We start from the raw sequence: 25,350 nt of genomic DNA, 5'->3' as shown, positions 1-25,350 counted from the left end.
GATGTTTGGTGGAGATGGGGGGAGTCGAACCCCCGTCCGCCAGTCCTCTGCCATTGGATCTACATGTTTAGTCACTTCTATTATTTGACTGTTTACCGCCCGAAGGACAGGGTGTAACCAGCGAGCCTGTTTAGTCTTATATCCTTATCCCCAGGCAGGGCATCGGATAGCATCTCGTAATTTATGATACTGCGGAATCCTGGGCTACAAGCAACCTAGGGGCAGCACACTAGCAGGGTATTAAGCTGCTAGTGAGTAGTTTTCGTCGTTTGCGACTATATAATTGATACATGTGGATTTACGAGATCACGTATCACTCTCGACATGCACCTCAGGTTTTGTAACCGGCGTCGAAACCATGTCATCCCCGAAGTTGCGGCCATTCTATCTAATACTGTGACGTTTAGCTAGTGGACCGCTCTGTTTCCACAATGTGGAAATTAAACGCTGTGTTTCATTAGACGTTCTTTATCACGCGCCCAATCACGTTCTCTTGCGGTATCGCGCTTGTCGTGGTCTTTTTTACCGGTTACCAGTGCGATCTCACATTTGATTTTGTTGCCTTTCCAATACAACGCCATGGCCGCACAGGTTTTACCTTTTTGCTCGGTAATCTGAATGATGCGGTCAAGCTCGCGTTGGTTCAGCAGCAGTTTACGCTGGCGCAAGGGTTCACACACAACGTGTGTCGATGCGCTCAAAAGTGGAGTGATGCGTGCGCCGATGAGGTAAGCCTCGTTTTGGTGGATGATGACGTAGCTGTCCACCAGTTGTGCTTTCCCTTCACGAAGACTTTTGACTTCCCAGCCTGATAGCACTAAACCGGCTTCAAACTTCTGGTCAACAAAGTACTCGTGGCGTGCGCGCTTGTTTAAGGCGATTGTGCCAGTACTGTTTGATTTTTTCTTTGCTTTACTCATAGGAAAAATTATACGGTCGATAGGGCGAAAAGCCTATGCTTTTCTTGAGGTATGCGCCCTAATATAAGAAAATTTAGAACTTTAAGTAAATTCGGCGCAGGCAGTTGATTGGTCTGCCGCATGTTTAAAATTCGCTTAACTCATTGAGAGCTTAATGTATGCCCGAGAGTCGCTGTTTACAAGGGATTTGGTCTAGCCCTTGGATATTTATTTTTGCCGCCGCAGGTTCTGCAATTGGGCTAGGTAATATTTGGAAGTTTCCCTACATGTTGGGCGCCAACGGCGGTGGTGCCTTTCTATTAATCTACTGCTTGTGTTTGGTTGTGGTGGGGTTGCCGATGTTAATGGCCGAGGTGGCGCTGGGGCGCACAGTGCGATCTAACCCAGTCGATACGGTGAATGACTTAGCCGAACGCCACGTCGTGCCTAAGTATTGGGTGGCCGTGCCTTATTTGGCGGGTGTCACGGGGTTGCTGATTTTGACGTTTTACAGTGTCATCGCAGGGTGGGCGTTTGCTTATTCGCGACGTGCTGTCACTGGTGCGTTAGAAAACTTAGACAAAGTTCAATCAGAGGCCTTGTTTCAAGACTTCTTGCAAGCGCCCGTTGAGATGATCTTCTGGCATACGCTGTTTATGGCGATGGTGGTATTGGTTGTTGGGCAGGCGGTGACACGCGGGTTGTCCAGTGTCGTGAAGCTGTTGTTACCTGCGTTGATCTTTTTATTATTGCTGTTGGCCGGATATGCGCTAGTGGTGGGCGCAAGCAGTGAAGCAATTAGCTTCTTATTGCGTTTTGATTGGGATCAGGTGACTTTTGAGGTGGCATTGTCTGCGATTGGCCACGCGCTGTTTAGTCTGGGCGTTGGCTTAGGGGCGATGTTTTCTTATGGCGCGTACATGAGTAAGCGGATGTCGATCGCTAAGGCGTGTACCATTGTGGTGGGGCTCGACTTGCTGGTATCGATCTTGTCGGCGTTGATTATTTTCCCGCTCACCTTTGCCTTTGGTATCGATGTCGATTCTGGTCCGAGTTTGCCATTTGTTACGCTGCCTATTATTTTTGATCTGTTGCCCGCAGGGCAGGTGATTGGCTTGGTGTTTTTTGCATTGTTGGCGCTTGCGGCGCTGACGTCGGCGATTGCGTTGATGGAGCTGTTTGTCTCATGGCTGCATGAACGCTTTTATGTGGGGCGTTTAAAGGCGTCGTTTATTATTGGTTTGGTGATTTGGTTTTGTGGCATTGCGATAGTGCTGTCGTTTAGCCACTGGGATGCCAAAATTGCATTCGGCTTGAATTTATTCGAATTGGTGGACAATGTAACCTCTTTAATTATGTTGCCCGTTGCAGCCATTGCCTTATCTGTTTTAGTGGCTTGGGTCGTGCCTGAGCCAATGTTGAAAAACGAAATGATTGCGAAGAACCCCAGCCATTTTCGTTGGTGGTACACTACGCTGAAATACGTCAGTATTCCTGCGGCTGTTTTGATTACGGTTGCCGGATGGATAGGAGTTTAGTTTGAGTCATATTCAGAAATTTGCTCATGTTAATTATAGTCAAAAACAAATGTATGACTTAGTAAACGATTTCGAGCAATATCCAGTATTTCTTCCAGGCTGTATTGGAGCCCGCACGATTACCCGTACGGATCGTGAAATTGTCGCGACATTGGAGGTTGGTAAAGGGCCAGTACGACAGTCTTTTACGACGCGTAATGTGTTGACTGAAGCGAGCCGTGTTGAGATGAGCTTGGTCGAAGGGCCTTTTAAACGTCTGCATGGTGTGTGGACATTTGAGCCTTTGTCAGAAACAACGTGTAAGATTGCATTAAGTATCGATTTTGAGTTGAGTGGTATGCTCAAATTCGCCTTTGGTGGTGTTTTTGGTCAGGTCGCCAATGCGATGGTTGAAGCCTTTAGTGAACGAGCGAAAGTGGTGTATGGCTAAGATTCGAGTTGAGGTAGCCTATGCGCTGCCTGAAAAGCAAAAAATAGTGGCGCTTGATGTGGAAGAAGGCTGTAGTGTGATGGATGCAGTACGGATGTCGAACATTGATGCGTTTTTCCCTGAGCTGGATTTGACCGCGCCTAAACTGGGGATCTTTGGTAAATCGGTGCGTAAGCCAGAAGAACAAGCGCTTCGAGCCGGTGAGCGTGTAGAAATTTACCGCGAATTAAAGGTTGACCCGAAACAAGCTCGGGCCAACCGTGCAGCGAAAACCGACAAATAGAAAATTATTTTTCCTGAATGTCTTGTAGGGCGCCGTTTTGGAATGTCAGTACAAGATGTTTTACTTCGCTCAGCTTACTTTTGTTGTCTGTGTAAAGGCTGCTGAACAAGTAGTGCCACTGGTTTGAATTGAACGTGCTCTGTACCATTGGTGTGCCGAGTACGTACATGACCTGAGATTGTGTCATGCCAAGCTGGAGTTGCTGCACTTGTTCTGTTTTTATGACGTTACCTTGTTCAACCGGTGGTTTGTACGGTGAAGGCAGTAAGCTACAGGCGCTAAGTGTAAAAAGTGTCGAAAGTAGGAGAATCGTTTTCTTCATTGGTCTTATCCTATATTGGTTAGGTCAATGATAAAGTAATTATTAACGAGATCGAAATAGAGAATGACTCATGAGCAGTGAAAATCAAGAACTTAAAAAAGCGGGACTGAAAGTAACACTTCCACGTGTGAAAATCCTACAAATCCTTGAAAATGCCGGCGACCATCATATGAGTGCGGATGATGTTTACCGCACACTATTGGATCAAGGCGAAGATGTGGGGTTAGCAACGGTATACCGTGTTTTAACACAATTTGAAACGGCTGGCTTAGTTGCGCGTCATCACTTTGAGGCTGGCACAGCGGTATTTGAATTAGCGAAAGGCGATCACCACGATCACATGATCTGTTTAGAAACGGGCAAAGTGGTTGAGTTTGTAGACGAAGTGATCGAGCAACGTCAACACGAAATTGCAGAGGCTCACGGTTACGACATCGAAGATCACAACTTGATCATTTATGTTCGTCCAAAGAAGAGCTAAGCAACTTCAGTCCTAAGATTACTGAAGTTGAACGTTGCCGAGCATCTCTTGGGCATGAGCCAGAGTTTGCTCGGTAAGTTCTATTCCGCCTAGTAATCGTGCGATCTCCTGCGTACGGTTTGTTTCCGCTAGAGACTCTACCTTCGATACGGTAGCCTCATTAAAGACTTCTTTGCTAACGCGGAAGTGCTGATGGCCTTGTGCGGCCACTTGTGCCAAATGTGTGACACAGAAGACTTGCCCTCGATTACCCACAGAGCGCAACATACGGCCCACCACTTCGGCGGTACCGCCACTGATGCCGACATCGACTTCATCAAAGACCAAAGTCGGAATCACTGAGGTATGCGCAGTGACTACTTGAATCCCCAAGCTAATACGAGACAACTCACCACCTGAAGCAACTTTGCGCAATGGCTGAGCTGGCTGGCCTGGGTTTGAGGCAATCATGTATTCGATTTCTTCATAGCCATGCGCGCTGATTTGATCCAATGGATCGCAATGAATGTAAAAGCGAGCGTAAGGCATACCCAAACCGTGAATTTGTTCTTCCACCCGTTGGGCCAGTTCTTCTTTGGCTTGGGTGCGTTTTTCTGTCAACAGTGTGGCGCTACTGGTAAGTTGCTGATACGCCTTTTCTTCTTTAAGTTTCAGTGCTTCAAGGCTCTCTTCGCCACCCGACAACGCTTCTAGTTCTTGGTCCACCGTTTCACGCAGTGGTATCAAACCTTCTGGCAGTACTTTGTGCTTGCGGGCGGTGTCGTAAATATCACTTAGGCGTTGCTCGACGTCTTGGAGTCGGCCAGGGTCTTGCTCCAGTGTGTCTTGGTAATGACTTAGGCTAGTGGCGGCTTCTTCGGCTTGAATCAGTGCCTGCCTCATCATTTCCAGTGCATTATCAAGCTCTTTTGTCGCAGGATGAATGGCGCTCGCTTGTTGAATGGCTTTGTGTAATGAAGAGCAGACGTTGCCTTCATCGCTGTCACGCAAAATACCCGCTGACGCGTAGGCTTTAAATTGAGCATCCGCAATGTTGGATAAGAAGGCTTGCTCATTTTCAAGCTCTTCCAATTCGCCTACTTTTAAATCTAGTTGAGCGAGTTCGTCTGCTTGATAAGACAAAAGTTGAATGCGGGCGTCGAGCTCTGCCGAACGATTTTGTTTGGCATGCAGTTCGTCTTTGAGTTTACGCCAGCTATTGTATTCCTCACGAACTTGGCGTGTTAAATCAGTCAGTTGGCCGTATTCATCCAGCTGCTGACGCTGGGCACTGCGCTTCATTAGGGATTGGTGTTCGTGTTGTCCATGAATATCGACCAAAAAGCTACCGGCTTCTTTTAGATCAGCCAAAGTACAAGGCCGATTATTGATATAGGCTTTGGAGCGACCTTCTTTGCTAATGACGCGGCGTAAAATACACAAGTGATCGTTTTCTAGGTCGCGTTCTTCTAGCCAGCTCTGCACTGCAGGATAGGCGCTAATGTCAAACGTTGCGCTAATGTCGGCCTTTTTTTCACCGTGGCGAACCACGCCTGCATCCGTGCGCCCACCTAGGCACAACGATAAGGCGTCGACCATGATGGATTTACCGGCACCGGTTTCCCCTGAAATGGCTGTCATGCCGGATTTCAGTTCAAGTTCTAGGGATTCCACAATCGCAAAGTTTGAAATAGCAATACTGGTTAGCATGGCCCGCTCCTGATAAAGCAAATAAAGGTATGGTTATTTATACAGTACTTTATGTGTATCTTTATACAGTATTTGTTTGTTTTTTGACAAGTGTAGTCAAAAGAAAAAAAATGCGCACATTTAATAGGGATAAGGTGTTGAAAGCCTCAAAGGCATCCCCATATATCGATCACAGACAGGTTACTTTCTGTTATTTGGAGATAAAAATGAGTGATCAAACGAATAAAGCACAGCAAGAAGAAGAGCTGCTGAATGAAGCAGATGCGGCCATTGCTGAAGAAGTGTTAGAGGGTATGGTGGATGACACTGCCTCTGATGAACTAGCTAAAGCGCAAGAAGAAGCGGCTAATTACCGTGAAGCAGCGCTACGTGCTCAAGCCGATGCGCAAAATGCTCGCCGTCGTGCAGAACAAGACGTAGAGAAAGCTCATAAGTTTGCGCTTGAGAAGTTTGCTAAATCGATTATTACGGTAGCGGATAACTTAGAACGTGCTTTGTCTTCGACAGATGAAGGTTCTGAGAAAGATCCAATGCGCGAAGGTGTTGAGCTAACGTACAAAGACCTAATGGAAACGTTGGCACGCTTTGAAGTAAAAGCAGTGACACCTGAAGGCGAACCATTCAACCCTGAATTGCATCAGGCGATGACAATGGTGCCAAATCCGAATATGGAACCTAATACTGTAATGGATGTGGTTCAGAAGGGTTACACCCTGAACGGACGCCTTTTGCGCCCTGCAATGGTAGTAGTTTCGAGCGCCGCTTAAAAATACTGTCATTTTTTTGACAGTCAGAGCTTGAAATACAAATTGCAGCACCCAAATACAGAATTATCTAAACGAACAACGAATTTTTACTGGAGATAAAACCATGGGCAAAATCATTGGTATTGACTTAGGTACAACAAACTCTTGTGTTGCTGTCCTAGACGGCGAAAAAGCTCGCGTTATTGAAAACGCTGAAGGCGATCGCACAACCCCATCTATCGTGGCATTCACAGAAGACGGTGAAACACTGGTAGGTCAATCAGCAAAACGTCAAGCGGTAACAAACCCAACGAATACTTTGTTCGCTGTTAAGCGTTTGATTGGACGTCGCTTTGACGACAAAGTCGTTCAAAAAGACATCTCTATGGTGCCTTACAAAATCATCAGCGCTGACAATGGCGATGCTTGGGTAGAAGTGAAGGGCGACAAAAAAGCGCCACCACAAATTTCAGCTGAAGTTCTTAAGAAAATGAAGAAAACAGCAGAAGACTTCCTAGGCGAGAAAGTAACAGAAGCGGTTATCACAGTTCCTGCTTACTTTAACGACTCTCAGCGTCAAGCAACCAAAGATGCGGGTAAAATTGCAGGTCTTGATGTTAAACGTATTATCAACGAGCCAACAGCGGCTGCGCTTGCATACGGTCTAGACAAAGCAAAAGGCGATTCAACGATTGCTGTATACGACCTTGGTGGTGGTACATTCGATATTTCTATCATCGAAATCGCTGATGTAGATGGCGAGAAGCAATTCGAAGTATTGTCTACGAACGGTGATACGTTCCTAGGTGGTGAAGACTTCGATATGCGCGTTATCGAATTCTTGGCTGCTGAGTTCAAGAAAGAAACGGGCATCGATCTACACAATGATCCTTTAGCACTACAACGTCTAAAAGAAGCGGGTGAGAAAGCGAAAGTTGAGCTGTCTACTTCTAGCCAAACAGAAGTAAACCTACCGTACATTACGGCTGATGCGTCTGGTCCTAAGCACCTTAACGTTAAATTGACTCGCTCTAAACTTGAGTCTTTGGTTGAAGAGCTAGTGGCTAGCTCTATTGAGCCTTGTCGCCAAGCGCTTAAAGATGCAGACCTTACTGCGGCGGACATCGACGAAGTTATCTTGGTAGGTGGTCAAACACGTATGCCATTGGTACAAGCGAAAGTAACAGAGTTCTTCGGTAAAGCGCCTCGTAAAGACGTGAACCCAGACGAAGCGGTTGCTATCGGTGCATCGATCCAAGGTGCGGTACTAGCGGGTGACGTGAAAGACGTTCTTCTTCTAGACGTAACACCTCTGTCTCTTGGTATCGAGACAATGGGTGGTGTGATGACACCATTGATCGAGAAAAACACGACGATCCCAACTAAGAAGTCGCAAGTATTCTCAACGGCGGAAGACAACCAAAACGCTGTAACGATTCACGCCCTACAGGGTGAGCGTAAACAAGCGTCTCAGAACAAGTCTCTAGGTCGTTTTGACTTGGCTGACATTCCACCTGCGCCACGTGGTGTGCCTCAGATCGAAGTGAGCTTCGATATCGATGCCAATGGTATCTTGAGCATCTCTGCAAAAGATAAAGCGACAGGTAAAGAGCAGTCGATTGTCATCAAAGCCTCTTCTGGTCTAAGCGATGAAGAAGTTGAACAAATGGTACAAGACGCAGAAGCGAACGCGGAAGAAGACCGTAAGTTCGAAGAGCTAGTACAGGCTCGTAACACTGCAGACGGTATGATTCACGCAACACGTAAAACATTGACTGACGCAGGCGACAAAGCGACAGCAGAAGAGAAAGAAGCGATTGAAAAAGCGATCACGGATCTTGAAGCTGCGCTAGAGTCTAACGACAAAGATCAGATCGAAGAGAAAACGAATGCGTTGACTCAAGCGTCTGGCTCTCTGGCTCAAAAACTATATGAGCAGGCTGATGCTGCTGAAGCTGAAGGTGCTGAACAAGCGTCTGGCGCGAAACAAGATGACGCAGTGGATGCTGAGTTTGAAGAAGTAAAAGACGACAAAAAATAAGCCCTGTGCTTAGTTAAGTCGTCGTCCCGATGGGACTTATGCAAAACACGGGACGCTACCGTGTTTTGCTGTATCTAGGGATTAAACTCACACTACATATTCAGGAACACCTGCAATGAGTAAACGTGACTATTATGAAGTGCTTGGTGTAAGCCGAGACGCGGATAAGAAAGATATTAAAAAAGCTTACCGCTCGTTGGCGAATAAGTACCATCCGGATAAGAACCCGGACAATGCCGAAGCACTGGATAAATTTAAAGAGTTGGCAGAAGCCTACGAAGTATTGTCTTCAGAAGACAAGCGTGCAGCGTATGACCGTTTTGGTCACGAAGGTGTCAATGGCCAAGGTGGTCAGGGCGGCTTTGGTGGTGGCGCTGGTGCAGGCGGTTTCAGTGATATATTTGGCGATGTATTTGGCGATATTTTTGGTGGCGGAGGTGGTGGCGGTCAAAGCCGTACTCGTCGCGGTTCCGATTTACGCTACACGCTAGAGCTTGATCTTGAACAAGCGGTGTGGGGCTGTGAAGAGAAAATTCGCATTCCAACTGCGGTTGATTGTGAGAAATGTGAAGGTTCTGGTGCCAAGCCTGGTACGAAGCCGACAACGTGTCCAACCTGTAATGGTGCTGGGCAAGTGCGCATGTCACAAGGCTTCTTTTCGGTTCAGCAGACCTGTCCTCAGTGTCATGGGCAAGGACAGGTTATTTCTGACCCTTGTAACTCTTGTCATGGCCAAGGCCGTAAACAAGAGTACAAAACGCTTAACGTTAAGATCCCTGCAGGGGTTGATACCGGTGATCGCATTCGCCTAACGGGTGAAGGTGAGGCGGGGACTTTTGGTGGTCCAGCAGGTGACTTGTTTGTTCAAGTCTCGGTCAAGCCTCACTCTATTTTTGAGCGTGATGGTTCCAATTTATACTGTGAAGTGCCGATTAGCTTTGCAACGGCGGCTCTAGGTGGCGAGATTGATGTACCGACTTTAAATGGTCGTGTGCGATTGAAAGTGACCGAAGAGTGTCAGACTGGCAAGCTATTCCGTCTACGTAATAAAGGCGTGAAGCCTGTGCGTGGTGGTCCAGTAGGAGATTTGATTTGTAAGGTGATGGTAGAGACACCAGTGAACCTAACGGATCGACAAAAAGAGCTGCTGCAAGAATTGGCTGAAAGCATGGGGGAGAACTTAGATCACTCTCCTAAGCAAAAAAGCTGGTTTAATGGGGTGAAGCGATTTTTCGAAGAGATTAAAAAATAAGGTAATCTCTTTAGTAAGACAAAAAAGGAGCCATTAGGCTCCTTTTTCTATCAGTAAACTCTCAATATATTGACGTAGCAGATTGGCTGCATTGGTAAAGCTATTATTATTAGGGATGATGAAATCTGCTTTGTTGCGGATCTCGATGGTTTTGAGTGATGCTTGACGAACATGTCGCATGTAACGGCTAGTCACTTCATTAACATCACGGGCGCGTTCTGTGATGTCACGCTTTAAGCGACGTACGATTGCAATATCCATATCGGTATCCACAAATAACAGGTAATCTACCGCGTCGCGGATGGCAGGGTCTTGAAACATCATGTGACCTTCGACCAGAACGACTTTGGAAGGCGCCAAATTACGATAGCCTACGCGCTTATGTTGCGAATGATCGTAAACGGGAATTTCATTGGGTTGCTGTTGGTTTTTACAATTGTGTATAGCGAGTGTGATGCTCTCTAAGTCTAACGAGTTAAGATCATCGAAGTTATAGACATCCGGGTCAATGTTGCCGCAGCCTTTGTAGAAACTATCCTGACAAATGACGGTCAACTTATTTCCTAGGCCTTCTGCTAGCAGTGAGCATAGACGGCTTTTACCGCTACCTGATATACCGGTGATGCCGATTACGAGCGCCATGGGTTACCTCAAGAAAATAGAATTTGCATTATTGAATGGTAGAATTAGGCTCTAGTTTAACAGAGAAGTACTAAAATCGCTTCCTGACTTATTGGTTAACATTACGAACATTGAGATTTTCATGTACTTAAATAATTTGGGCTTTAAAAGGGTTTGCATCGCTTTTGCTATGCTAGGTTCTTTTGCGAGTGTTGCAGAAGACTTGGCTCAAGCCGACTCAGCCGAGGTTGTGGAAGAAGTGCAGCCTGCTGCGCCAAGCTATTCAAAGGGAGCTGAGCTGTTTGGGATCGGTTTTAATAACTTGTCTAAAGCAGAGTTTGAGGCGCATTTATCTAAAATGGGTCTGGAGCCGTATCCATCCTATCGAGAAGGTATAGCCAGCTATAGCTTAGGAGCGACTGGGATTTTAGGTATTAAAGAGCTGACTGTGGTCTACAACCATTATGAGTATGTAGAGCGTGCAACAATGTCAGGTGTCGTAGAGGACCCTGAGCTTAGGTCAAAATTAGGCAGTGTACTAGAGCGCAAATATGGCCCACCTACGGTTGGCTTTATTCGTGATGGTTATGGCCGCGCCCGATGGATATTGCGGGATGGAACTGAAATTGAATTGCACAATACGACCTTTGATGTATCCGTCAGTTATGTGGATCGCATACCGAAGCGTAAGTCATCTTCTGGCCGTATTGATGTGGAAGCCTTACTTAAACGAAATCAGTGATCTAAATGGACTTATTACTCAGCTTTAATTTAGATATTGCGCGTAAACTGTCTCCTCATTTACATGATATCTCACTAGCATTGGTGGCGACGATGCTGGTTATCTTTGGTGACCATGTGAACCGAACGCTTAAGCGTGCTGTGTCGAATTGGATGTTTTTGGCGCGTATCACGGCATTTGTACTGATGTGTACCTTTGGCTACGGTTTACTGACGTTATGGGGGCAACCTCTTGTCTATTGGTTGTTGACTCACCTTGCACCCATGTTTAGACCGTCTGTCATTCTTGTCTGCTTTGTATTCTTGGGTGTATTGGCCGAAAGAAAACGATATTTATAAAAAAAATAAAGAAATTTTCCCTCATTTTCTGTAGTGAAATTACGTAAATTTATTAGAAAATGCCGATATAAAAACAGCGCTTAATGCAAATGTTGTTATTTTATAACAAGCCTTAATTAGTTACGTTGCTTTCATAAAAAAATGCCTGTAACCCCTGATTTTGCTGGCTTTTTGTTGCCGGGTTACAATTTGTTTTTAGGTGATTGTGTCGGTAAACTGCGCCCAAATAGTTATGAAACGTTTGTTTTTCTCGGGGGCAGTTAAATGGCAAACACTTGGTTAGAAACGGTAGCCAAAGTTGAATCAATGATTCCACTTTTGGGCAAGTTAGGTCGCGAGCAGTCAGTGAAAGTTCAGCTAGCTGGGCAAACATTGATGTCTGACTCTGTAACAGGTTTAGTGGCGTTATTTGACCAGTATCCTGGTGTAGACCTAGCGCGTGTGTATCAAGTGTTAGAGCAGTTGATTGCAAAGAAGACATCAAATGCAACAGTTGAACTTGAGGAAGCGCTAGCAGATGCTGATCTTGCATCGTTGACAAGCTTTGCGCAAGCGGGTGCAACAACACCTGTCGTGCTTTATGGTTTTGGTCGTATTGGACGTTTGTTAACACGTCGTATGTGTACGCTTGGTCACACAACACCTGGCATGCACTTGGCTGCTATCGTTGTTCGTAAGGCGGGTGATCGAGATCTTGCGAAACGTGCTAGCCTACTGAAATTTGATTCAGTTCACGGTACGTACGAAGGTGTTGTTAAAGCAGATGCTGAGAACGAGCAACTGATCATCAACGGCCAGCCAGTTAAAGTTATTTATTCCTCTGATCCAAGTGAAATTGATTACACGAAACATGGCATCAATAACGCGTTATTGGTTGATAACACAGGTCGCTGGCGTGATCACGATGGACTGAGTGTTCATCTTAATCGTCCGGGTATTGATCGTGTTGTATTGACGGCGCCTGGCAAGCAAATGAAAAACATCGTATACGGTGTTAACGATTCTGATATTGAATCAAGCGATCAAATCCTTTCTGCGGCATCTTGTACAACCAATGCGATCACCCCGATCCTGTCTGTACTAGAAGAGCAATTCGGCATCGAGTCTGGGCACGTTGAAACGGTTCACGCTTACACGAATGACCAAAACCTAATTGATAATGTTCATAAAGGTGATCGTCGTGGCCGTGCTGCGGCAACAAACATGGTAATGACTGAAACAGGTGCTGCAAAGGCTGTTTCCAAAGCGATTCCTTCTCTAGAAGGTAAGCTAAGTGGTAGTGCAATCCGCGTTCCTGTTATCAATGTCTCGATAGCAGTATTGAGCTTGAACTTAAAAGCTCAAACAACGGTTGAAGAAATTAATGAACTGCTTCAAAAGGCGTCTGCAAGTGCAGCATTGACAGGCCAAATTGGCTTCAGCACTGAAGCAGATGCGGTAAGTTCTGACTTCATCGGCAGCGAACAAGCCGGTATTTTGGATTCTCTATCTACAAAAGTACGTGGTAACCAAGCGACATTGTATGTTTGGTACGACAACGAATACGGCTACAGCTGCCAAGTAGTGCGACTAATGGAAAAATTAGCGCAAATGGCTCTGGCTGATAGCAATGCAGTAGAGACTGCAGCAGCGTAATAGATCGGACACCTTTAAGCATGTGTGTTAGTTCGGCGACCTTCGGGTCGCCGTTTTTTTTGCCTAAAAACTAACTAGATCGCGCTTTTAGGTAATTCAAGGCAAAAAAAATCGGACCGAGGTCCGATTAAATGTAACTAGCAGTTGCAGTGATGTGGCGCTCACCAACATCACGCTAATACATGGCTGTGGGGACATGTACTAGGGAAGCATCTGATTGCTCAAGACGCCGTGTTTAGGAAGCAGTACTACCAAAACATGGAGCCTATTCTACGCGTTGATTGTTGGGCGACAAACGATATAAACTGCGCTTTTGGATTAGCCTTACTAATGCAAGAGTGACTCATGAATAAAGCATCTCTTCCTTTTTTACATACTTTCGTCGTCGCGGCTAAGCACTTAAGTTTCACTAAGGCTGCGCAAGAGCTTTTTTTAACTCAAGGGGCTGTAAGTCAGCAAATGCGGCAGTTGGAGCAGCGCTTAGGCTTTGCTTTATTTGTCCGCTATCATCGCAGTTTAGAGTTGACATCTATGGGAGCAAGATTGGCGTTGCATTTGCGCCATGTCTTTTCTGACCTAGACGCGCTTATCGAAGAGTTACGTGAAGAACGTGACTCCAATATTATTACGCTATCTGTTATGCCATCGTTGGCAACACGTTGGCTGATGCCGCGTTTAGGTCGTCTGCAAGAGCGGCATCCAGGCTTGCAGTTGCGAATTCAAGCGAATGATCGAGAGGTGAATTTCACCCGAGATCGCATTGATGCAGCGATTATCCATAGTCATTTACATACTGGCAGTGCTTATACCGCGCCTTTGTTGAGGGACAAGGTTTTCCCTGTATGCAGTCCTGCCTTTGCAAAACAGAATCAATTACATGAGCCAAGTGACTTAGTGAGGGTGCCGCTAATTAATGATGATTCAGAGTGGCGTTTTTTCAGTCCGTATGCGGAATGGGAAGCTTGGTTAGCCAAAGCGAATGTGAAGGGTGTAAGGCCCAGTCGTGCGATGAGTTTTAATCGGGGCGACCTTGCCGTTCAAGCTGCACTGTCAGGACAAGGCGTTGCGTTAGGAAGAACGCCATTGGTTATGGATGATATTCGCGAAGGGCGTTTACTAAAACCATTTGATGAGATCTACGATAATGGTCATGTGTACTTGTTTGCCTGCCCAAATGAGTTTCGTGAGCGAGAGTCGATCCAACAAGTACTTAGTTGGCTAATCAGTGAATGCCAATCCTACGCGCCAGATGAGGCATTAGCTTGATGTCAGTAGCTTTATAGACAAAGCGATACACATTACGATCACCAGTGGCCTGATTAACTGTTGGCCTCGGCTGATGACGAGCCGCGAGCCAATTTGAGCGCCAAACCATTGCCCAATTCCCATAACAATTCCGATGCCCCAAAGTACATTGCCAGTAAAGCTAAATAAGATGAGGGAGGCAATGTTGCTGGTGGCATTTAAGATTTTGGTATGGGCAGTGGCTGAAATAATAGAAAACCCCATTAAGCAGATGAATGCAGTGGAAAAGAAAGCGCCAGTCCCCGGCCCAATCAAGCCATCATAAAAACCAATCGAGAAGCCAGCGAGAAAGGCGAACTGAGTCATATTGATGCGAACAAGCTTCGCGACTAGAGGTTGTAATGTGGGCAGCAAGTAAAAAAAGATCGCTACCCCAATGAGAATGGCAGGAATCATTTTGATCAAAATACCGCTGTCGATATAAGAAACTAATAGAGTGCCACTAAAACTACCGAGCGCGGTCATTAAGATCGGAATGCGCATAGACGACAGTGAGACTTGTTTGGTGCGGACAAAATGATAGGAAGCCGATAACGTGCCAGCGCAGCCTTGTAATTTGTTTGTTGCGAGGGCTTCAACAGGTGATGCTCCTGCAGCAATAAGGACGGGAACCGTGATTAAACCACCACCACCCGCGAGGGCGTCGATTAGACCAGCAAGGAAAGCGGCAGCAAAAAGCCCAAGTACAACCCAGATAGAAAAGTCAGAAAACAGCTCCAAGCTTAGTCCTTTATTAAATAATGATGGTAACCAACGGTCATATTACAGTATGTTAAGAATATTAAGCTAGCAAGCCATTATGGATACGCAGAGTTACGTTTTTAAACGCTTACCTGCTTGAGGTTATTGCAGATTCTGGCTAACTTATGACTTTATTATTGGTTATTTTTTGAGGGATTGTATTGATGGCTAAACAATACGCAGAAGTACATCAAGATGACTTTATGAAATTTGGTGGAGATCGTTTGAGCTACCTAGATATTGAAGATGACTTGATGGCGTTGGCTGGGCATGGTGTTGCTGGCAACAACTTTAAGAAGGAAATTCTAAAAATGGCAGGTTGGACAGGTGGTGCATTAACCACTTATGCTCAACGACCTGTGGTTGCAGCAAATGCGTTTAACAAAGTACGAGAAGGTTTAGCGAAGGTGTCGACTGCCGAAGAGCTGAAAGCTTTTTTGCAAAGCTAAGCTAAGCTAACTCTCCATAGGCCCGTTTCATTGCTGACCTATGGAGGGTTAGGTAGTTACTTCCCTTCGGCGTCCGCTATCTCGCGAATACCGTATTCTTCATCGAGAATTTTCCCGATGATGTTGTCACCTGCTAAGTGATGCGCATATTGCATGTGTAAGCAGCGAATCTGATCCCAGTTTTTAATGCCACCAATCCCTAGTGTTTCAAATAAATGGGTAAAGCCTTTTTCTTCAATGATACGCTTATGCTCATCGCTCATCGCTTGCCAACGACGGCTAACGTAATCTTCATGTGATTTATGGTACGCCGCGCGAAGTGCTTCATCATCTCTAATGCGCTGTTCTAATTCTTTTACGACACCTTGGCTTTCGATGCGTGCAAGCGCCTTATCAATGGCGCTGCTGGACAACCAAAATAGAGTCGGGAATGGTTGATCAAATACCCAAGTTTCCATTTCTAGAACTTGCGGTACGCCGTTTGGTGAATAGTGAGCAACTTTACGAATGCCGCTTGGAGCGCGACCTAGCTGCTGAGTGATGATATCGATATCAGCTTGAGATAGGGGATTTGTCATTGGGTACTTTAAAGGGTAAATGCTGGGAAACTGGCGGCGAACTGTTGGATCCATTCAGCGGCGGCTTCGTTATAGTTTAAGCGTCGGCCTTGATGCTTAGCTTGTCGACGATAGTGTTCTATCTGCGAGAGTTGCTCAATCATACGAACACAATAACAATCATCATTGTTGGGGAACTCAATCGCAATACGATATTCGTCTTGCTCTTTGTCACACCAGACAATTCGCCCCGTCACACAGAAGTGAGGGTCTATTTCTTGCAGAGTGATACGCACAGAAGTGCCTGCATGATAGGCATATGGCGCCAAATAGGTAATGCCTACGAAGCCAAGCCGATCAGTACCAACAGTAGGAAAAAACTGATCCTCGATAATTTTTATATCTAAGGGTAAGTCTTTCGGATGTGCAACAAATTCCATCGCAACAAGCCAGTTTATGTTCAGTTAATCAGTCTATCGGCCGGACAGCCAGATGGTTTAAAAAGAAAGCGAATTGTACGCTTTTTACTCTGGCTGTACAGACGAAATTTAGGATAAATTTCAGTCAATACATAAGTTTTAACTATTAAATTCACTTGGCCTAGTGTTTTGCCTTACAAACCACACATTCCCTTCACTCTGTCGTTTCTTAGGTCAAGCGAGTGAGCATTTCATTGCCCGTTATTAATAAGTCTTATGCATAAAACGCTCCAGATTTCTAATTTCTTTAGTCATGCACTGCAGTATTTGTCTTACGTAAAGTTGGAACAGGGCTTGCACCTTGTTCAAATAACAGGCAGTATTTTTATTAAAAGGTCATTTAATAAAAAGTTGCTTTATTTGATCTGCACGAAACACGTTATTTAGAGTGGAATGGGAGGCGTCAATGTCGTTATCAGTGGTGCAGCGAGTGCTGCTTGGGTTTGTAGTGCTCCTACTGTTGCTATTTATTGTGGCATGGTCAGGAGTAGGTGGCTTGAATTCGGTGCAAAACAAGATTGAGACAGTCACAGGTGAAATCGCTTCCATTTCTGACAGCAGTACACAAGTCAGCGCGACCTTAGCGCAAACCAGTAGTGCCGCGTTGCAATACTTAATTGCCTCTTCGGACACAATGTTAGAGAGTGCTCAGAGCCAATATCAAGCGGGCAAAAAGAATTTTCAAACAGAAGCTGAATCACTCAAACAACAGGTTTCTAATTTTCCTGATGTGTTGGCCACGGTGTCTGAAATCGAACAACTTTCTACAAAATTTTTCTCTATAGCGGATGCGGCTATTGCTGACCATAATCGAATGGTTCAGCTTGAGCGTGCCATGGCGGACAAAAAACTCGATCTTAAGGATGAGCTGAGTTACGTCGTGGAAGACTTAGAGTCGCTTGCTGGTTACCCAGAAAGTGAAGAGCAAGCGTTTGCCGCAGGGCTTGTTAAAACACAAATGGAAAGTCTGCGCTTGTTGATCGGTGACTACTTTGATTCAACCAGCGTCGCGGCGTTAGAAGATATACGTAACGAGATGGGGAAAGCGTTTGCCCCTGTCGACAAGGTCATCGGCAAATTGGGGGATGAGATGATCACGGATAATATTAATGTTATCCGCCAAGCCTTTGAGTCAGATGAGGGGGTTGTGAATGAGTTTTACGAATATAACCAACTACAAGTCGCCGCCGAAAAAGCCGCTGCGTTACTGCTGAGTTCGTTGCAGTCGATGCAAGGGGAGCAAGGGCAACTTACAGCATTGGTCGGTCAATTACGCGAACAAGCGAAAGAGAATGCCTTTGCGGCGTCTAGTAATGCCAAACAAATATCATATCTAGTCGTGGCGATTTCTGTGGTGATTGCGGTCATCATTGCCTATTGGGTCAGTATTAGTATTCGTAAGCCATTGGCGAAAATTTTGAAGGTACTGGACCAAATTGCCAATGGTGATTTAAGTCAGCGAGTTGCGGTGACGAGTAAAGACGAGTTTGGCCAGCTGTCTTATTGGGTCAACAGTTTGGTGGAAAAGCTCAGCAGTGTTATTAAGCAAATTGATCAGGCCTCCGATCAAGTGGTGACTTCTGCTGATACGGTTTTTCAGTCAACCTCCCATACTCAATTGATCATGAAAGAGCAGAATGATAAAACCACGTCTGTTGCTACCGCTATGGATGAAATGTCAGCGACCGTGCGTGAGGTGGCGCATCATGCGGAAGTGTCTTTAGAAAAAGTACAGCAGGTCGACAATAGCGCGGACGCGAGTTTACAGCGTATGACAACCAATATTTCTCAGGTAGAGCAGCTAGTGCGCCAGTTAGAGTCTTCGTCTCAGGTGGTATTAAAAGTAGAGCAATACTCCCAGAACATCGGCACGATTTTAGAGGTGATCCAAGATATCGCTGAGCAAACTAACCTGTTGGCTTTGAATGCGGCCATTGAGGCGGCTCGTGCGGGCGAGCAAGGTCGAGGTTTTGCTGTGGTGGCAGACGAAGTACGAACACTGGCTAACCGTACCCATACTTCCACAGAAGAGATTCAGCGGGTCATTGCCGAGTTGCAAGGTGGTGTGAAAGCAACGGTTAATACCATGGATCAAAGCTGCCAACATGCTCGAGATAGCATGGTTGAGGCGCAAGGTGTGGGGAGTTCATTGTCTGAATTACGTGGCTTTATTGTCGAAATTCGTGATTTAAGTATGCAAATTGCCACGTCGGCGGAGCAGCAGTCACATGTTGCTCAAGAGATTAATCGTAGTATTCACGAGATCTCAAACAGCTCTGAAGGGGCTATGGAAGAGGCGTTGGCTGGGCAGAATAACTGTCAACATATGAATGAGTTGGCTCAGAATCAGAGAACCTTAGTCGGACAATTTAAAACGGCATAAAGATCGCTGTTGGAAATTATTCGCGCTATGATGCGTTGAAAATACCGGATAGGGACACAGTCATGAGTGTACAAATTGGGGATGTTTTGCCTTACGGCAATTTCTTGGTGATGTCTGAAAGCGGTCCTCAAGAGATTGATGTAAAGACATTCTTTACGGACAAAAAAGTCATAATGTTTGCTGTGCCGGGGGCGTTTACGCCAACCTGTAGTGCGAAGCATCTGCCCGGCTTTGTCGAGCATTACGCAGCCTTTAAAGAGCGTGGAGTGGACGATGTCGTGTGTCTATCCGTCAATGATGTCTTCGTGATGGATGCATGGGGTAAAGCTCATGGTGCAGACCGCATTGTTATGGCCTCAGATAACTTAGCGGAGTTTACCACCGCGTTAGGGTTAGAAGTGAATGTTGCGAAGGCTAAAATGGGCTTACGCAGTCGCCGCTATGCTATGTTAGTAGAGAATGGCATTATCCAGCAGCTATGGCTTGAAGAGCCTGGGGTATTTGGAATAAGTGCCGCTGAAAATGTGCTAAATCAGATATAACGATGAAGAAAGCCGCATTAGCGGCTTTTTTTATGTTTGTTGGGTTTACAAATCAACCGAAGAAATTCACTTGCTTTTTTATTTTCTAAGATCAATATAGTTATAAGACAAGCACATAGATAAGGAGGGCGATCATGCTGTATGAAGATCGCGTTGACGCGCTGGTATCCCCCAAAGGCGCATTGGAAATGTTATCCCAGGAAGAAATTGCTCGTATGTCGGAAGACAGCGGTGATTTGCATGAGTTGTTTCGTCGTTGCGCACTGGCTATTTTGAATTGCGGTAGTGATTCTGACGACCCTGCGGAAGTGATGTCTATTTTCAAAGACTTTGAAGTCCGTATTATTCAGCAAGAGCGTGGTGTAAAACTGGAGTTGACCAATGCTCCGAGCAGCGCTTTTGTTGATGGGAAAATGATTAGCAGCGTACGTGAAATGCTGTTTAGTGTGTTACGAGACATCATTTTTACTTACCATGAATACAATGTGGCGCGCGGCTTAAACGATGCGTCGTCTGACAAAATCACCAACGTCGTATTTGAATTGCTGCGTAATGCTAATGTATTCCGTCGTATTCAGGACCCAGATATGGTGGTGTGTTGGGGCGGGCATTCGATTGCTCGACACGAATACGATTACACCAAATATGTTGGTCATGAATTGGGCCTACGTGAATTGAATATTTGTACAGGTTGTGGTCCTGGTGCAATGAAAGGTCCTATGAAAGGGGCGGCCATTGCTCATGCAAAACAACGCATTAAAAATGGAATTTACCTAGGTTTAACCGAACCCGGTATTATTGCGGCGGAATCGCCTAACCCGATTGTTAATCAACTGGTGATCATGCCAGATATTGAAAAACGTTTAGAAGCCTTTGTGCGTACTGGACACGGTATCGTGGTGTTTCCTGGTGGTGCAGGTACGGCGGAAGAAATTCTGTATATTCTTGGCATCTTGCTACACCCGAAAAATGAAGGGATTCCATTTCCGTTGGTACTGACTGGGCCAAAAGAAAGTGCTGCGTACTTTGAACAGATTAACGAGTTTATTGGGGCGGTGTTGGGTGAGAAGGCCCAATCGTTGTACCAAATAGTCATTGATGATGGCGTTGAAGTGGCGCGCATAATGAAAGCGGGTATGGAAGAAGTTCGCTTGTACCGTAAAGCGCATCAAGATGCGTTCTACTATAACTGGAAACTACACATTCCTGATGAGTTTCAGCGTACCTTTGAGCCTGACCATGAAAACGTAGCGGGGTTAAACTTGTTCTTTGGGCAAGAAACACACTTGTTGGCGGCTGACTTACGTCGAGCGTTCTCAGCGATTGTTGCAGGTAACGTCAAACCACAAGGCGTTGCGAGCATTAAAGAGCATGGCCCATTTGAAATTCACGGCGATAAAGGGCTGATGAAGAAGCTGGATGCGTTATTAGAAGCGTTTGTGAAACAGCAACGAATGAAGCTTCCTGGTACTGCTTACGTGCCATGTTATAAAGTTATTACAGACTGATAACTTTATTTGAGCATTAAAAATGCCGCATCTAATGCGGCATTTTTTTGGACTGTAGTTAAGAAACGGTTACTTATCTGGCGTGTCATTAAGTGCGTTGGCTTGATTCTGAATTAACAGCTGGTGAATAAAACCAAGTTTTTCGCGTACTTTAGGCACTATGACAAATGGGTACAGATCCGGCTGTCCCATGCTGCGGTTGAGGTTATTAGCCGCAAACGTCAGTGGCAAATATTGATTGAGAAGCTCATCAAAGTTCTGATGCTGATACGGGTCGAGCGTAATCTGAGTGACTAGGGATGGGTGTGTGCCATGCACTGGTTGAATTTGAATACCAAATTCGTAGGCCGTTTCAAGCGTATCCAGTATATGAAAATAGTGCGCCCAAGTTTCCGCCCAGTCTTCCCATGGATGTGAAGATGCATAGCTGCTGACAAAGTTCTCCTGCCAATTCGCTACAGGTGTTTCATAGTGTTTTTCTAGGGCTTCACCGTAGTCTGCTCGCTCATCACCAAACATCTGGCGACAGTTTGTTAAGATCGGAGCATTTTCTGCAATCAGGTGGTCCCAATAGTAATGTCCCACTTCATGGCGTAAATGGCCGATTAATGTCCGATAGGGCTCATTCATATCCTTACGCATTTGTTCACGATCAGCACTGTCAGCTTCGGCGGCATTGATTGTTACTTGACCTAGCGCGTGCCCTGTTGTCGTTTGCGCTCCGTCGGGTACAACGTTTTCCTCTGAAATAAAATCAAAGGATAGGCCTTCTTCAGGAGCGTCTTTTTTGCTGACAACCGGTAAGTTTAAGCGTAATAAAGAATACACTAGGCGATGCTTAGCGGATTCTAGCTCCTGCCATGCTTGCTGTTGCTCGTAATTCTGTAAATTGGGGATATGGCGGTTTAGGTCACAGGCTTCGCAGAGTTCACCTTGCTCTTTAACCATCCAATTACAGACATTGTGTTGTTTGTTCTGGCAGTAATACCAGACACTGTTGGAATCATCTGCTAAAGCGTTAAAGCCACTTTCTAAAGGGGTAAGAGCGCTTAATGTCATCAGCTCAGGTAAAAAGCCAAGTTCTGATTGGCAGTTTTCACATAAGTTATTTTCAAATAAAAGCGTTTGCGAGCATTGTTGGCAATTAAAAAGTTTCATTCAGAGTATTACCTGTCATAAGCCCGAAGGCTGCTTTTAATGAAAGAATGCGTCAGCTAAGCTGACTCATTGGCTATGATATCCGCATGGGTCAAGATTAATTGACCTGAAATACTGGTTGGGTTAGGGGTGTTAGGTAAATCATCGTAGCGCCACCACCCCGCTTCTGCGATTTCATCTGGCGCCGGAGTGATTTCACCAGATTCGTATTCGGCAAAAAAGCCGACCATAAGTTGATGGGGGAAAGACCACGGCTGGCTGCCTTGGTATCGAATGTTTTTGACTTTGATACCGACTTCCTCAAAGATTTCGCGCTGTACGGCCTGTTCAAGGTTTTCCCCCGCTTCAACAAATCCCGCGATATTGCTGTAGCGGCCTTCTGGCATCACGAAGGAGCGTGCCAGCAGCAGCTCATTACCTTTGCGTACCGATACAATAATACAAGGTGAGATTCTAGGGTAATGGCGAATATTACATTGCTGACACAGCTTAGCGTGTTCTTTCTCATGTTTCTTTATTAAAGGTGTGCCGCAACGCCCACAGAATTGATGATCAGCATCCCATGTGGCAAGTTGGTGAGCACGACTGAGTAAATCAAACTCTTGCTCGTTGCTGTCAAAGAGCATGTCTCGTAGGCCATTTTCGGTAAACCCTTTTGGAGGGTGAGGAAAACGACAAACAAAGATATCGATACCTTCATATTGGCCGATGAAGACGCTGCGCATGTCAGAGCTTGGATGGAAGTCTGAAAGGCTGAACAGAAAGTGCTTATCGAGCGTTAACACTTTCTGTTTAGCAATTAATATATAGCGCGCATCGTTGTGAGGGCTTGGGTGAGTATTAGTTCCAATTTCTAGCATGTGAGGCTCATTTCAGCAAAAAGTTCTATTACAATATGCTACGCTACTCTGAGCTTAAAGAGTGTGCAACTGCCTTACAAAGAATCCACATTAAACCGACATTTGCCAATCAATGATCACTTTTCCAGATTGACCGGAAAGCATTGCATCAAAGCCTTTTTGATACTCTTCTAATGTAAAATGATGAGTAATTATAGGGCCAATGTTTAGACCGGATTGAAGCATGGCTGTCATTTTGTACCATGTGTCGTAAATCTTGCGTCCATAAATGCCTTTAATAGTAAGCCCTTTAAAGATCACTTGGTGCCAATCAATTTGAGTGTGTTGCTCAGGAATACCAAGTAGAGCAATGTTGCCTCCGTGAGCCATATGCTGCAGCATGCTGACAAAGGCACTGCCGTTGCCTGACATCTCTAATCCCACAGAGAAGCCTTCTGTTAACTTTAATTCTGTCATCACGTCTGTTAGGGATTCACGTTGCACGTTGACGACACGTGTGGCGCCGAGTTTTTGCGCGAGCTCTAGACGGAAATCGTTAATGTCACTGACAACGATGTTGCGTGCGCCAATGTGCTTGGCAATCGCGGCGGCCATGGAGCCAATAGGTCCCGCGCCTGTGATGAGTACATCTTCCCCAGTAAGGTCAAAGGTCAATGCGGTATGAGTTGCGTTACCAAGTGGATCTAAAATAGCGGCGATATCATCACTGATATGCTCCGGCAGCTTAAAGACATTGGCCTCGGGGATGCTTAAGTATTCTGCGAATGCGCCTGGTCGATTAACCCCCACCCCCTGGCTGCTATTGCATAAGTGGCGTTTACCTGCGCGGCAGTTACGGCATTGTCCACAAGTGATATGGCCTTCTCCTGATACGCGATCACCAATACTTAGACCTGTGACCGCAGAGCCTATGGCAGCGATGGTTCCCACGAACTCATGACCAACAGACATTCCTATGGGGATGGTTTTTTGCGCCCAGTCGTCCCAATTAAATATGTGAATGTCTGTACCGCAGATCGCGGTTTTATGAATTTTGATGAGTACTTCATTTTGATCGTAATGAGGCCGCTCAGTAGTAGTAAGCCAAATACCTTTTTTTGCGTACTGTTTTGTGAGAGTTTTCAAAGTGCCTTCCTTACAACATATTCAACTGCTGGGCGACCTTATGGAAGGCTTTGGTGGCCTTATCAAGGTCGTTTTGACTCAGAGTCGCGGACATTTGTGTGCGAATGCGGGCTTGCCCTATGGGTACAACAGGATAGGAAAAACTAACGACTAAGATTCCTTCCTCCAATAATGCAGCTGCCATTTTTTGGGCGAGTTGAGCATCATGAACCATAATGGGAATAATCGGATGCTCTCCTGTAATAAGATCAAACCCAAGTGCTGTCATTTGGGTTCGAAATAATTGAGCATTTTTTCTGAGCTGATTGCGTCGCTCGGATTGGTTTTGTAAGCGTTTGAGTATGCTTAAGCTGGTTGCCGCAATCATCGGCGCAAGGCTGTTTGAAAAAAGGTAAGGACGAGAGCGTTGGCGTAGCCATTTAACTATAGACGATGATGCACTTATATAGCCTCCTGAAGCACCTCCTAGCGCTTTACCGAGAGTACCGCTAATAATGTCGACACGACCCATAACATGACAGTGTTCAACTGAGCCTTTTCCATTGGCGCCTAGAATACCCACGGCATGTGAGTCATCGACCATTACCAATGCGCCATAGTGTTCCGCTAAATCGCAGATGGCGGCTAGGTTGGCGATGGTTCCATCCATAGAGAACACGCCATCTGTCACAATGAGAATAGTGGCATCTTGATGGCTGATGGCCTGTTCAAGGCATTGTTCTAAAGCATTCATATCGTTGTTTTTGTAGCGTAGACAGGTCGCTTTGCTTAAACGGATACCATCTATGATGCTAGCGTGGTTAAGGCTGTCGCTGATAATGACATCATTTTTACTGAGTAATGTTTCAAATAAACCTGTATTTGCATCAAAGCACGAGGAATAGAGGATTGTGTCTTCCATCTCCAAAAAATGACTGACCTGATTTTCAAGTTGTTGATGGATTGTTTGAGTGCCGCATATAAAGCGCACTGAGGCCATACCATAGCCAAATGTGTTTAAAGCGTTATGTGCCTCGGCAATAACGTCGGGATCATTGGCTAAGCCTAGGTAATTGTTTGCGCACAAATTTATTAAGCACTCATATTGATGAGTTGTGATGTGTGAAGACTGTGCGCCCAACAATGCGTGTTCTGATTTATATAGACCGTTTAGCGAGAGTTCTTTTAGTTGCTCATCCAGTTGTGATTTGAAGCGGTGCGATAGCATGATCATCTCCTCCCTTCTT

Annotated in this window: 26 protein-coding genes and 1 other RNA gene; 15 read left to right on the top strand and 12 right to left on the bottom strand. The window is 45.6% G+C overall.

The window, feature by feature from the left end; all coding sequences use genetic code 11:
- Nucleotides 1-6 precede the first annotated feature (6 nt).
- Together ssrA and smpB are read right to left on the bottom strand one after the other, a co-directional pair.
- Nucleotides 7-369, bottom strand: a transfer-messenger RNA (tmRNA) gene (ssrA, locus tag ACPUEK_RS19090).
- Between the two features lie 71 nt (nt 370-440).
- Nucleotides 441-920: an SsrA-binding protein SmpB gene (gene smpB / locus ACPUEK_RS19085; RefSeq protein WP_067033480.1), complete on the bottom strand. Its 480-nt coding sequence runs from the start codon at nt 918-920 to the stop codon at nt 441-443.
- Between the two features lie 158 nt (nt 921-1,078).
- On the opposite strand from smpB, the gene ACPUEK_RS19080 reads away from it, so the two are divergent.
- Genes ACPUEK_RS19080 through ACPUEK_RS19070 form a run of 3 tightly spaced genes read left to right on the top strand, consistent with a single transcriptional unit; the run spans nt 1,079 to nt 3,150 of the window.
- Nucleotides 1,079-2,437 carry a sodium-dependent transporter gene (locus ACPUEK_RS19080; RefSeq protein WP_425641824.1) on the top strand — a complete coding sequence of 453 codons (1,359 nt, stop codon included), beginning with the start codon at nt 1,079-1,081 and terminating at the stop codon, nt 2,435-2,437.
- A 1-nt stretch (nt 2,438) separates the two neighbouring features.
- Nucleotides 2,439-2,867, top strand: coding sequence for a type II toxin-antitoxin system RatA family toxin (locus tag ACPUEK_RS19075; RefSeq protein ID WP_082866267.1), 429 nt, complete (start codon nt 2,439-2,441; stop codon nt 2,865-2,867).
- Nucleotides 2,860-3,150 carry an RnfH family protein gene (locus tag ACPUEK_RS19070; protein WP_425641823.1) on the top strand — a complete coding sequence of 97 codons (291 nt, stop codon included), beginning with the start codon at nt 2,860-2,862 and terminating at the stop codon, nt 3,148-3,150. The genes ACPUEK_RS19075 and ACPUEK_RS19070 overlap by 8 nt, the downstream gene beginning before the upstream one ends.
- Nucleotides 3,151-3,154: 4 nt before the next feature.
- Here ACPUEK_RS19070 and ACPUEK_RS19065 read toward each other — a convergent pair whose 3' ends face one another.
- The gene (locus tag ACPUEK_RS19065; protein ID WP_067222858.1) at nt 3,155-3,472 is read right to left on the bottom strand and encodes an outer membrane protein assembly factor BamE; all 318 of its coding nucleotides are present in this window, start codon (nt 3,470-3,472) and stop codon (nt 3,155-3,157) included.
- Between the two features lie 70 nt (nt 3,473-3,542).
- On the opposite strand from ACPUEK_RS19065, the gene fur reads away from it, so the two are divergent.
- The gene (gene fur / locus ACPUEK_RS19060; protein ID WP_067033491.1) at nt 3,543-3,953 is read left to right on the top strand and encodes a ferric iron uptake transcriptional regulator; all 411 of its coding nucleotides are present in this window, start codon (nt 3,543-3,545) and stop codon (nt 3,951-3,953) included.
- Between the two features lie 18 nt (nt 3,954-3,971).
- On the opposite strand, the gene recN is transcribed toward fur, so the two are convergent.
- Entirely contained in the window at nt 3,972-5,642 is a 1,671-nt protein-coding gene (gene recN / locus ACPUEK_RS19055; RefSeq protein WP_067222855.1) for a DNA repair protein RecN, read from the bottom strand.
- Nucleotides 5,643-5,848: 206 nt separating this feature from the next.
- On the opposite strand from recN, the gene grpE reads away from it, so the two are divergent.
- The 3 genes from grpE to dnaJ all read left to right on the top strand — a co-directional run bounded on the left by grpE (nt 5,849) and on the right by dnaJ (nt 9,681).
- Entirely contained in the window at nt 5,849-6,409 is a 561-nt protein-coding gene (grpE, locus tag ACPUEK_RS19050; protein ID WP_067222853.1) for a nucleotide exchange factor GrpE, read from the top strand.
- Nucleotides 6,410-6,512: 103 nt separating this feature from the next.
- Nucleotides 6,513-8,429, top strand: a complete 1,917-nt coding sequence (dnaK, locus tag ACPUEK_RS19045; protein WP_425641821.1) for a molecular chaperone DnaK — start codon at nt 6,513-6,515, stop codon at nt 8,427-8,429.
- 115 nt (nt 8,430-8,544) lie between these two features.
- Nucleotides 8,545-9,681 carry a molecular chaperone DnaJ gene (dnaJ, locus tag ACPUEK_RS19040; RefSeq protein WP_067222847.1) on the top strand — a complete coding sequence of 379 codons (1,137 nt, stop codon included), beginning with the start codon at nt 8,545-8,547 and terminating at the stop codon, nt 9,679-9,681.
- Nucleotides 9,682-9,714: 33 nt separating this feature from the next.
- Here the strand turns inward: dnaJ and ACPUEK_RS19035 are convergent, their stop codons facing one another.
- The gene (locus tag ACPUEK_RS19035; protein WP_067222843.1) at nt 9,715-10,323 is read right to left on the bottom strand and encodes a uridine kinase family protein; all 609 of its coding nucleotides are present in this window, start codon (nt 10,321-10,323) and stop codon (nt 9,715-9,717) included.
- A 121-nt stretch (nt 10,324-10,444) separates the two neighbouring features.
- Here ACPUEK_RS19035 and ACPUEK_RS19030 point away from each other — a divergent pair, with 121 nt between their 5' ends.
- The 4 genes from ACPUEK_RS19030 to ACPUEK_RS19015 all read left to right on the top strand — a co-directional run bounded on the left by ACPUEK_RS19030 (nt 10,445) and on the right by ACPUEK_RS19015 (nt 14,283).
- Nucleotides 10,445-11,044: a uridine kinase gene (locus ACPUEK_RS19030; RefSeq protein ID WP_156489097.1), complete on the top strand. Its 600-nt coding sequence runs from the start codon at nt 10,445-10,447 to the stop codon at nt 11,042-11,044.
- A gap of 5 nt (nt 11,045-11,049) precedes the next feature.
- Nucleotides 11,050-11,382, top strand: a complete 333-nt coding sequence (locus tag ACPUEK_RS19025) for a DUF3392 domain-containing protein (protein WP_067033518.1) — start codon at nt 11,050-11,052, stop codon at nt 11,380-11,382.
- Between the two features lie 264 nt (nt 11,383-11,646).
- Nucleotides 11,647-13,017: a glyceraldehyde-3-phosphate dehydrogenase gene (locus ACPUEK_RS19020; RefSeq protein WP_067222840.1), complete on the top strand. Its 1,371-nt coding sequence runs from the start codon at nt 11,647-11,649 to the stop codon at nt 13,015-13,017.
- Between the two features lie 345 nt (nt 13,018-13,362).
- Nucleotides 13,363-14,283, top strand: coding sequence for a LysR substrate-binding domain-containing protein (locus ACPUEK_RS19015; protein ID WP_067222836.1), 921 nt, complete (start codon nt 13,363-13,365; stop codon nt 14,281-14,283).
- On the opposite strand, the gene ACPUEK_RS19010 is transcribed toward ACPUEK_RS19015, so the two are convergent.
- On the bottom strand, nt 14,275-15,042 hold the full coding sequence (locus ACPUEK_RS19010) for a TSUP family transporter (RefSeq protein ID WP_067222833.1): 768 nt from the start codon (nt 15,040-15,042) through the stop codon (nt 14,275-14,277). The two genes, ACPUEK_RS19015 and ACPUEK_RS19010, sit on opposite strands and share 9 nt — an antisense overlap.
- Nucleotides 15,043-15,227: 185 nt before the next feature.
- Between ACPUEK_RS19010 and ACPUEK_RS19005 the strand changes: the two genes are divergently transcribed.
- Nucleotides 15,228-15,512, top strand: a complete 285-nt coding sequence (locus ACPUEK_RS19005; RefSeq protein ID WP_083202827.1) for a hypothetical protein — start codon at nt 15,228-15,230, stop codon at nt 15,510-15,512.
- 56 nt (nt 15,513-15,568) lie between these two features.
- Here ACPUEK_RS19005 and ACPUEK_RS19000 read toward each other — a convergent pair whose 3' ends face one another.
- On the bottom strand, nt 15,569-16,090 hold the full coding sequence (locus ACPUEK_RS19000; protein ID WP_067033527.1) for a DUF501 domain-containing protein: 522 nt from the start codon (nt 16,088-16,090) through the stop codon (nt 15,569-15,571).
- Between the two features lie 8 nt (nt 16,091-16,098).
- On the bottom strand, nt 16,099-16,509 hold the full coding sequence (locus tag ACPUEK_RS18995) for a PilZ domain-containing protein (RefSeq protein ID WP_067033530.1): 411 nt from the start codon (nt 16,507-16,509) through the stop codon (nt 16,099-16,101).
- Nucleotides 16,510-16,954: 445 nt separating this feature from the next.
- On the opposite strand from ACPUEK_RS18995, the gene ACPUEK_RS18990 reads away from it, so the two are divergent.
- The 3 genes from ACPUEK_RS18990 (at nt 16,955) to ppnN (ending at nt 20,981) form a co-directional block, all read left to right on the top strand.
- Nucleotides 16,955-18,931, top strand: coding sequence for a methyl-accepting chemotaxis protein (locus ACPUEK_RS18990; protein WP_425641819.1), 1,977 nt, complete (start codon nt 16,955-16,957; stop codon nt 18,929-18,931).
- 62 nt (nt 18,932-18,993) lie between these two features.
- Nucleotides 18,994-19,473, top strand: a complete 480-nt coding sequence (locus ACPUEK_RS18985; protein ID WP_425641818.1) for a peroxiredoxin — start codon at nt 18,994-18,996, stop codon at nt 19,471-19,473.
- Between the two features lie 134 nt (nt 19,474-19,607).
- Nucleotides 19,608-20,981 carry a nucleotide 5'-monophosphate nucleosidase PpnN gene (gene ppnN, locus ACPUEK_RS18980; protein WP_425641817.1) on the top strand — a complete coding sequence of 458 codons (1,374 nt, stop codon included), beginning with the start codon at nt 19,608-19,610 and terminating at the stop codon, nt 20,979-20,981.
- Nucleotides 20,982-21,050: 69 nt separating this feature from the next.
- Here ppnN and ACPUEK_RS18975 read toward each other — a convergent pair whose 3' ends face one another.
- From ACPUEK_RS18975 to ACPUEK_RS18960, 4 genes are all read right to left on the bottom strand, one after another.
- Nucleotides 21,051-22,139, bottom strand: a complete 1,089-nt coding sequence (locus tag ACPUEK_RS18975; protein ID WP_067033538.1) for a zinc-binding metallopeptidase family protein — start codon at nt 22,137-22,139, stop codon at nt 21,051-21,053.
- Nucleotides 22,140-22,195: 56 nt separating this feature from the next.
- Nucleotides 22,196-22,999, bottom strand: coding sequence for an NAD(+) diphosphatase (nudC, locus tag ACPUEK_RS18970; RefSeq protein WP_067033540.1), 804 nt, complete (start codon nt 22,997-22,999; stop codon nt 22,196-22,198).
- 90 nt (nt 23,000-23,089) lie between these two features.
- Nucleotides 23,090-24,124: an L-threonine 3-dehydrogenase gene (gene tdh / locus ACPUEK_RS18965; protein ID WP_425641816.1), complete on the bottom strand. Its 1,035-nt coding sequence runs from the start codon at nt 24,122-24,124 to the stop codon at nt 23,090-23,092.
- A 10-nt stretch (nt 24,125-24,134) separates the two neighbouring features.
- Nucleotides 24,135-25,331 (bottom strand): glycine C-acetyltransferase, encoded by a 1,197-nt coding sequence (locus ACPUEK_RS18960; RefSeq protein ID WP_425641814.1) that lies wholly within the window; start codon nt 25,329-25,331, stop codon nt 24,135-24,137.
- Nucleotides 25,332-25,350 lie beyond the last annotated feature (19 nt).

This window comes from Marinomonas gallaica, assembly GCF_049821165.1.
Classification (GTDB): domain Bacteria; phylum Pseudomonadota; class Gammaproteobacteria; order Pseudomonadales; family Marinomonadaceae; genus Marinomonas; species Marinomonas gallaica.
Note: the sequence above shows the minus strand (reverse complement) of the source record. Positions and strands in the feature narration are given on the sequence as shown.

Coding starts and splice junctions, on each gene's coding strand:
- smpB (WP_067033480.1), bottom strand. CDS start 920: ATGAGTAAAGCAAAGAAAAAATCAAACAGTACTGGCACAATCGCCTTA.
- ACPUEK_RS19080 (WP_425641824.1), top strand. CDS start 1,079: ATGCCCGAGAGTCGCTGTTTACAAGGGATTTGGTCTAGCCCTTGGATA.
- ACPUEK_RS19070 (WP_425641823.1), top strand. CDS start 2,860: ATGGCTAAGATTCGAGTTGAGGTAGCCTATGCGCTGCCTGAAAAGCAA.
- ACPUEK_RS19065 (WP_067222858.1), bottom strand. CDS start 3,472: ATGAAGAAAACGATTCTCCTACTTTCGACACTTTTTACACTTAGCGCC.
- fur (WP_067033491.1), top strand. CDS start 3,543: ATGAGCAGTGAAAATCAAGAACTTAAAAAAGCGGGACTGAAAGTAACA.
- recN (WP_067222855.1), bottom strand. CDS start 5,642: ATGCTAACCAGTATTGCTATTTCAAACTTTGCGATTGTGGAATCCCTA.
- grpE (WP_067222853.1), top strand. CDS start 5,849: ATGAGTGATCAAACGAATAAAGCACAGCAAGAAGAAGAGCTGCTGAAT.
- dnaK (WP_425641821.1), top strand. CDS start 6,513: ATGGGCAAAATCATTGGTATTGACTTAGGTACAACAAACTCTTGTGTT.
- dnaJ (WP_067222847.1), top strand. CDS start 8,545: ATGAGTAAACGTGACTATTATGAAGTGCTTGGTGTAAGCCGAGACGCG.
- ACPUEK_RS19035 (WP_067222843.1), bottom strand. CDS start 10,323: ATGGCGCTCGTAATCGGCATCACCGGTATATCAGGTAGCGGTAAAAGC.
- ACPUEK_RS19030 (WP_156489097.1), top strand. CDS start 10,445: ATGTACTTAAATAATTTGGGCTTTAAAAGGGTTTGCATCGCTTTTGCT.
- ACPUEK_RS19025 (WP_067033518.1), top strand. CDS start 11,050: ATGGACTTATTACTCAGCTTTAATTTAGATATTGCGCGTAAACTGTCT.
- ACPUEK_RS19020 (WP_067222840.1), top strand. CDS start 11,647: ATGGCAAACACTTGGTTAGAAACGGTAGCCAAAGTTGAATCAATGATT.
- ACPUEK_RS19015 (WP_067222836.1), top strand. CDS start 13,363: ATGAATAAAGCATCTCTTCCTTTTTTACATACTTTCGTCGTCGCGGCT.
- ACPUEK_RS19005 (WP_083202827.1), top strand. CDS start 15,228: ATGGCTAAACAATACGCAGAAGTACATCAAGATGACTTTATGAAATTT.
- ACPUEK_RS19000 (WP_067033527.1), bottom strand. CDS start 16,090: ATGACAAATCCCCTATCTCAAGCTGATATCGATATCATCACTCAGCAG.
- ACPUEK_RS18995 (WP_067033530.1), bottom strand. CDS start 16,509: ATGGAATTTGTTGCACATCCGAAAGACTTACCCTTAGATATAAAAATT.
- ACPUEK_RS18990 (WP_425641819.1), top strand. CDS start 16,955: ATGTCGTTATCAGTGGTGCAGCGAGTGCTGCTTGGGTTTGTAGTGCTC.
- ACPUEK_RS18985 (WP_425641818.1), top strand. CDS start 18,994: ATGAGTGTACAAATTGGGGATGTTTTGCCTTACGGCAATTTCTTGGTG.
- ppnN (WP_425641817.1), top strand. CDS start 19,608: ATGCTGTATGAAGATCGCGTTGACGCGCTGGTATCCCCCAAAGGCGCA.
- ACPUEK_RS18975 (WP_067033538.1), bottom strand. CDS start 22,139: ATGAAACTTTTTAATTGCCAACAATGCTCGCAAACGCTTTTATTTGAA.
- nudC (WP_067033540.1), bottom strand. CDS start 22,999: ATGCTAGAAATTGGAACTAATACTCACCCAAGCCCTCACAACGATGCG.
- ACPUEK_RS18960 (WP_425641814.1), bottom strand. CDS start 25,331: ATGCTATCGCACCGCTTCAAATCACAACTGGATGAGCAACTAAAAGAA.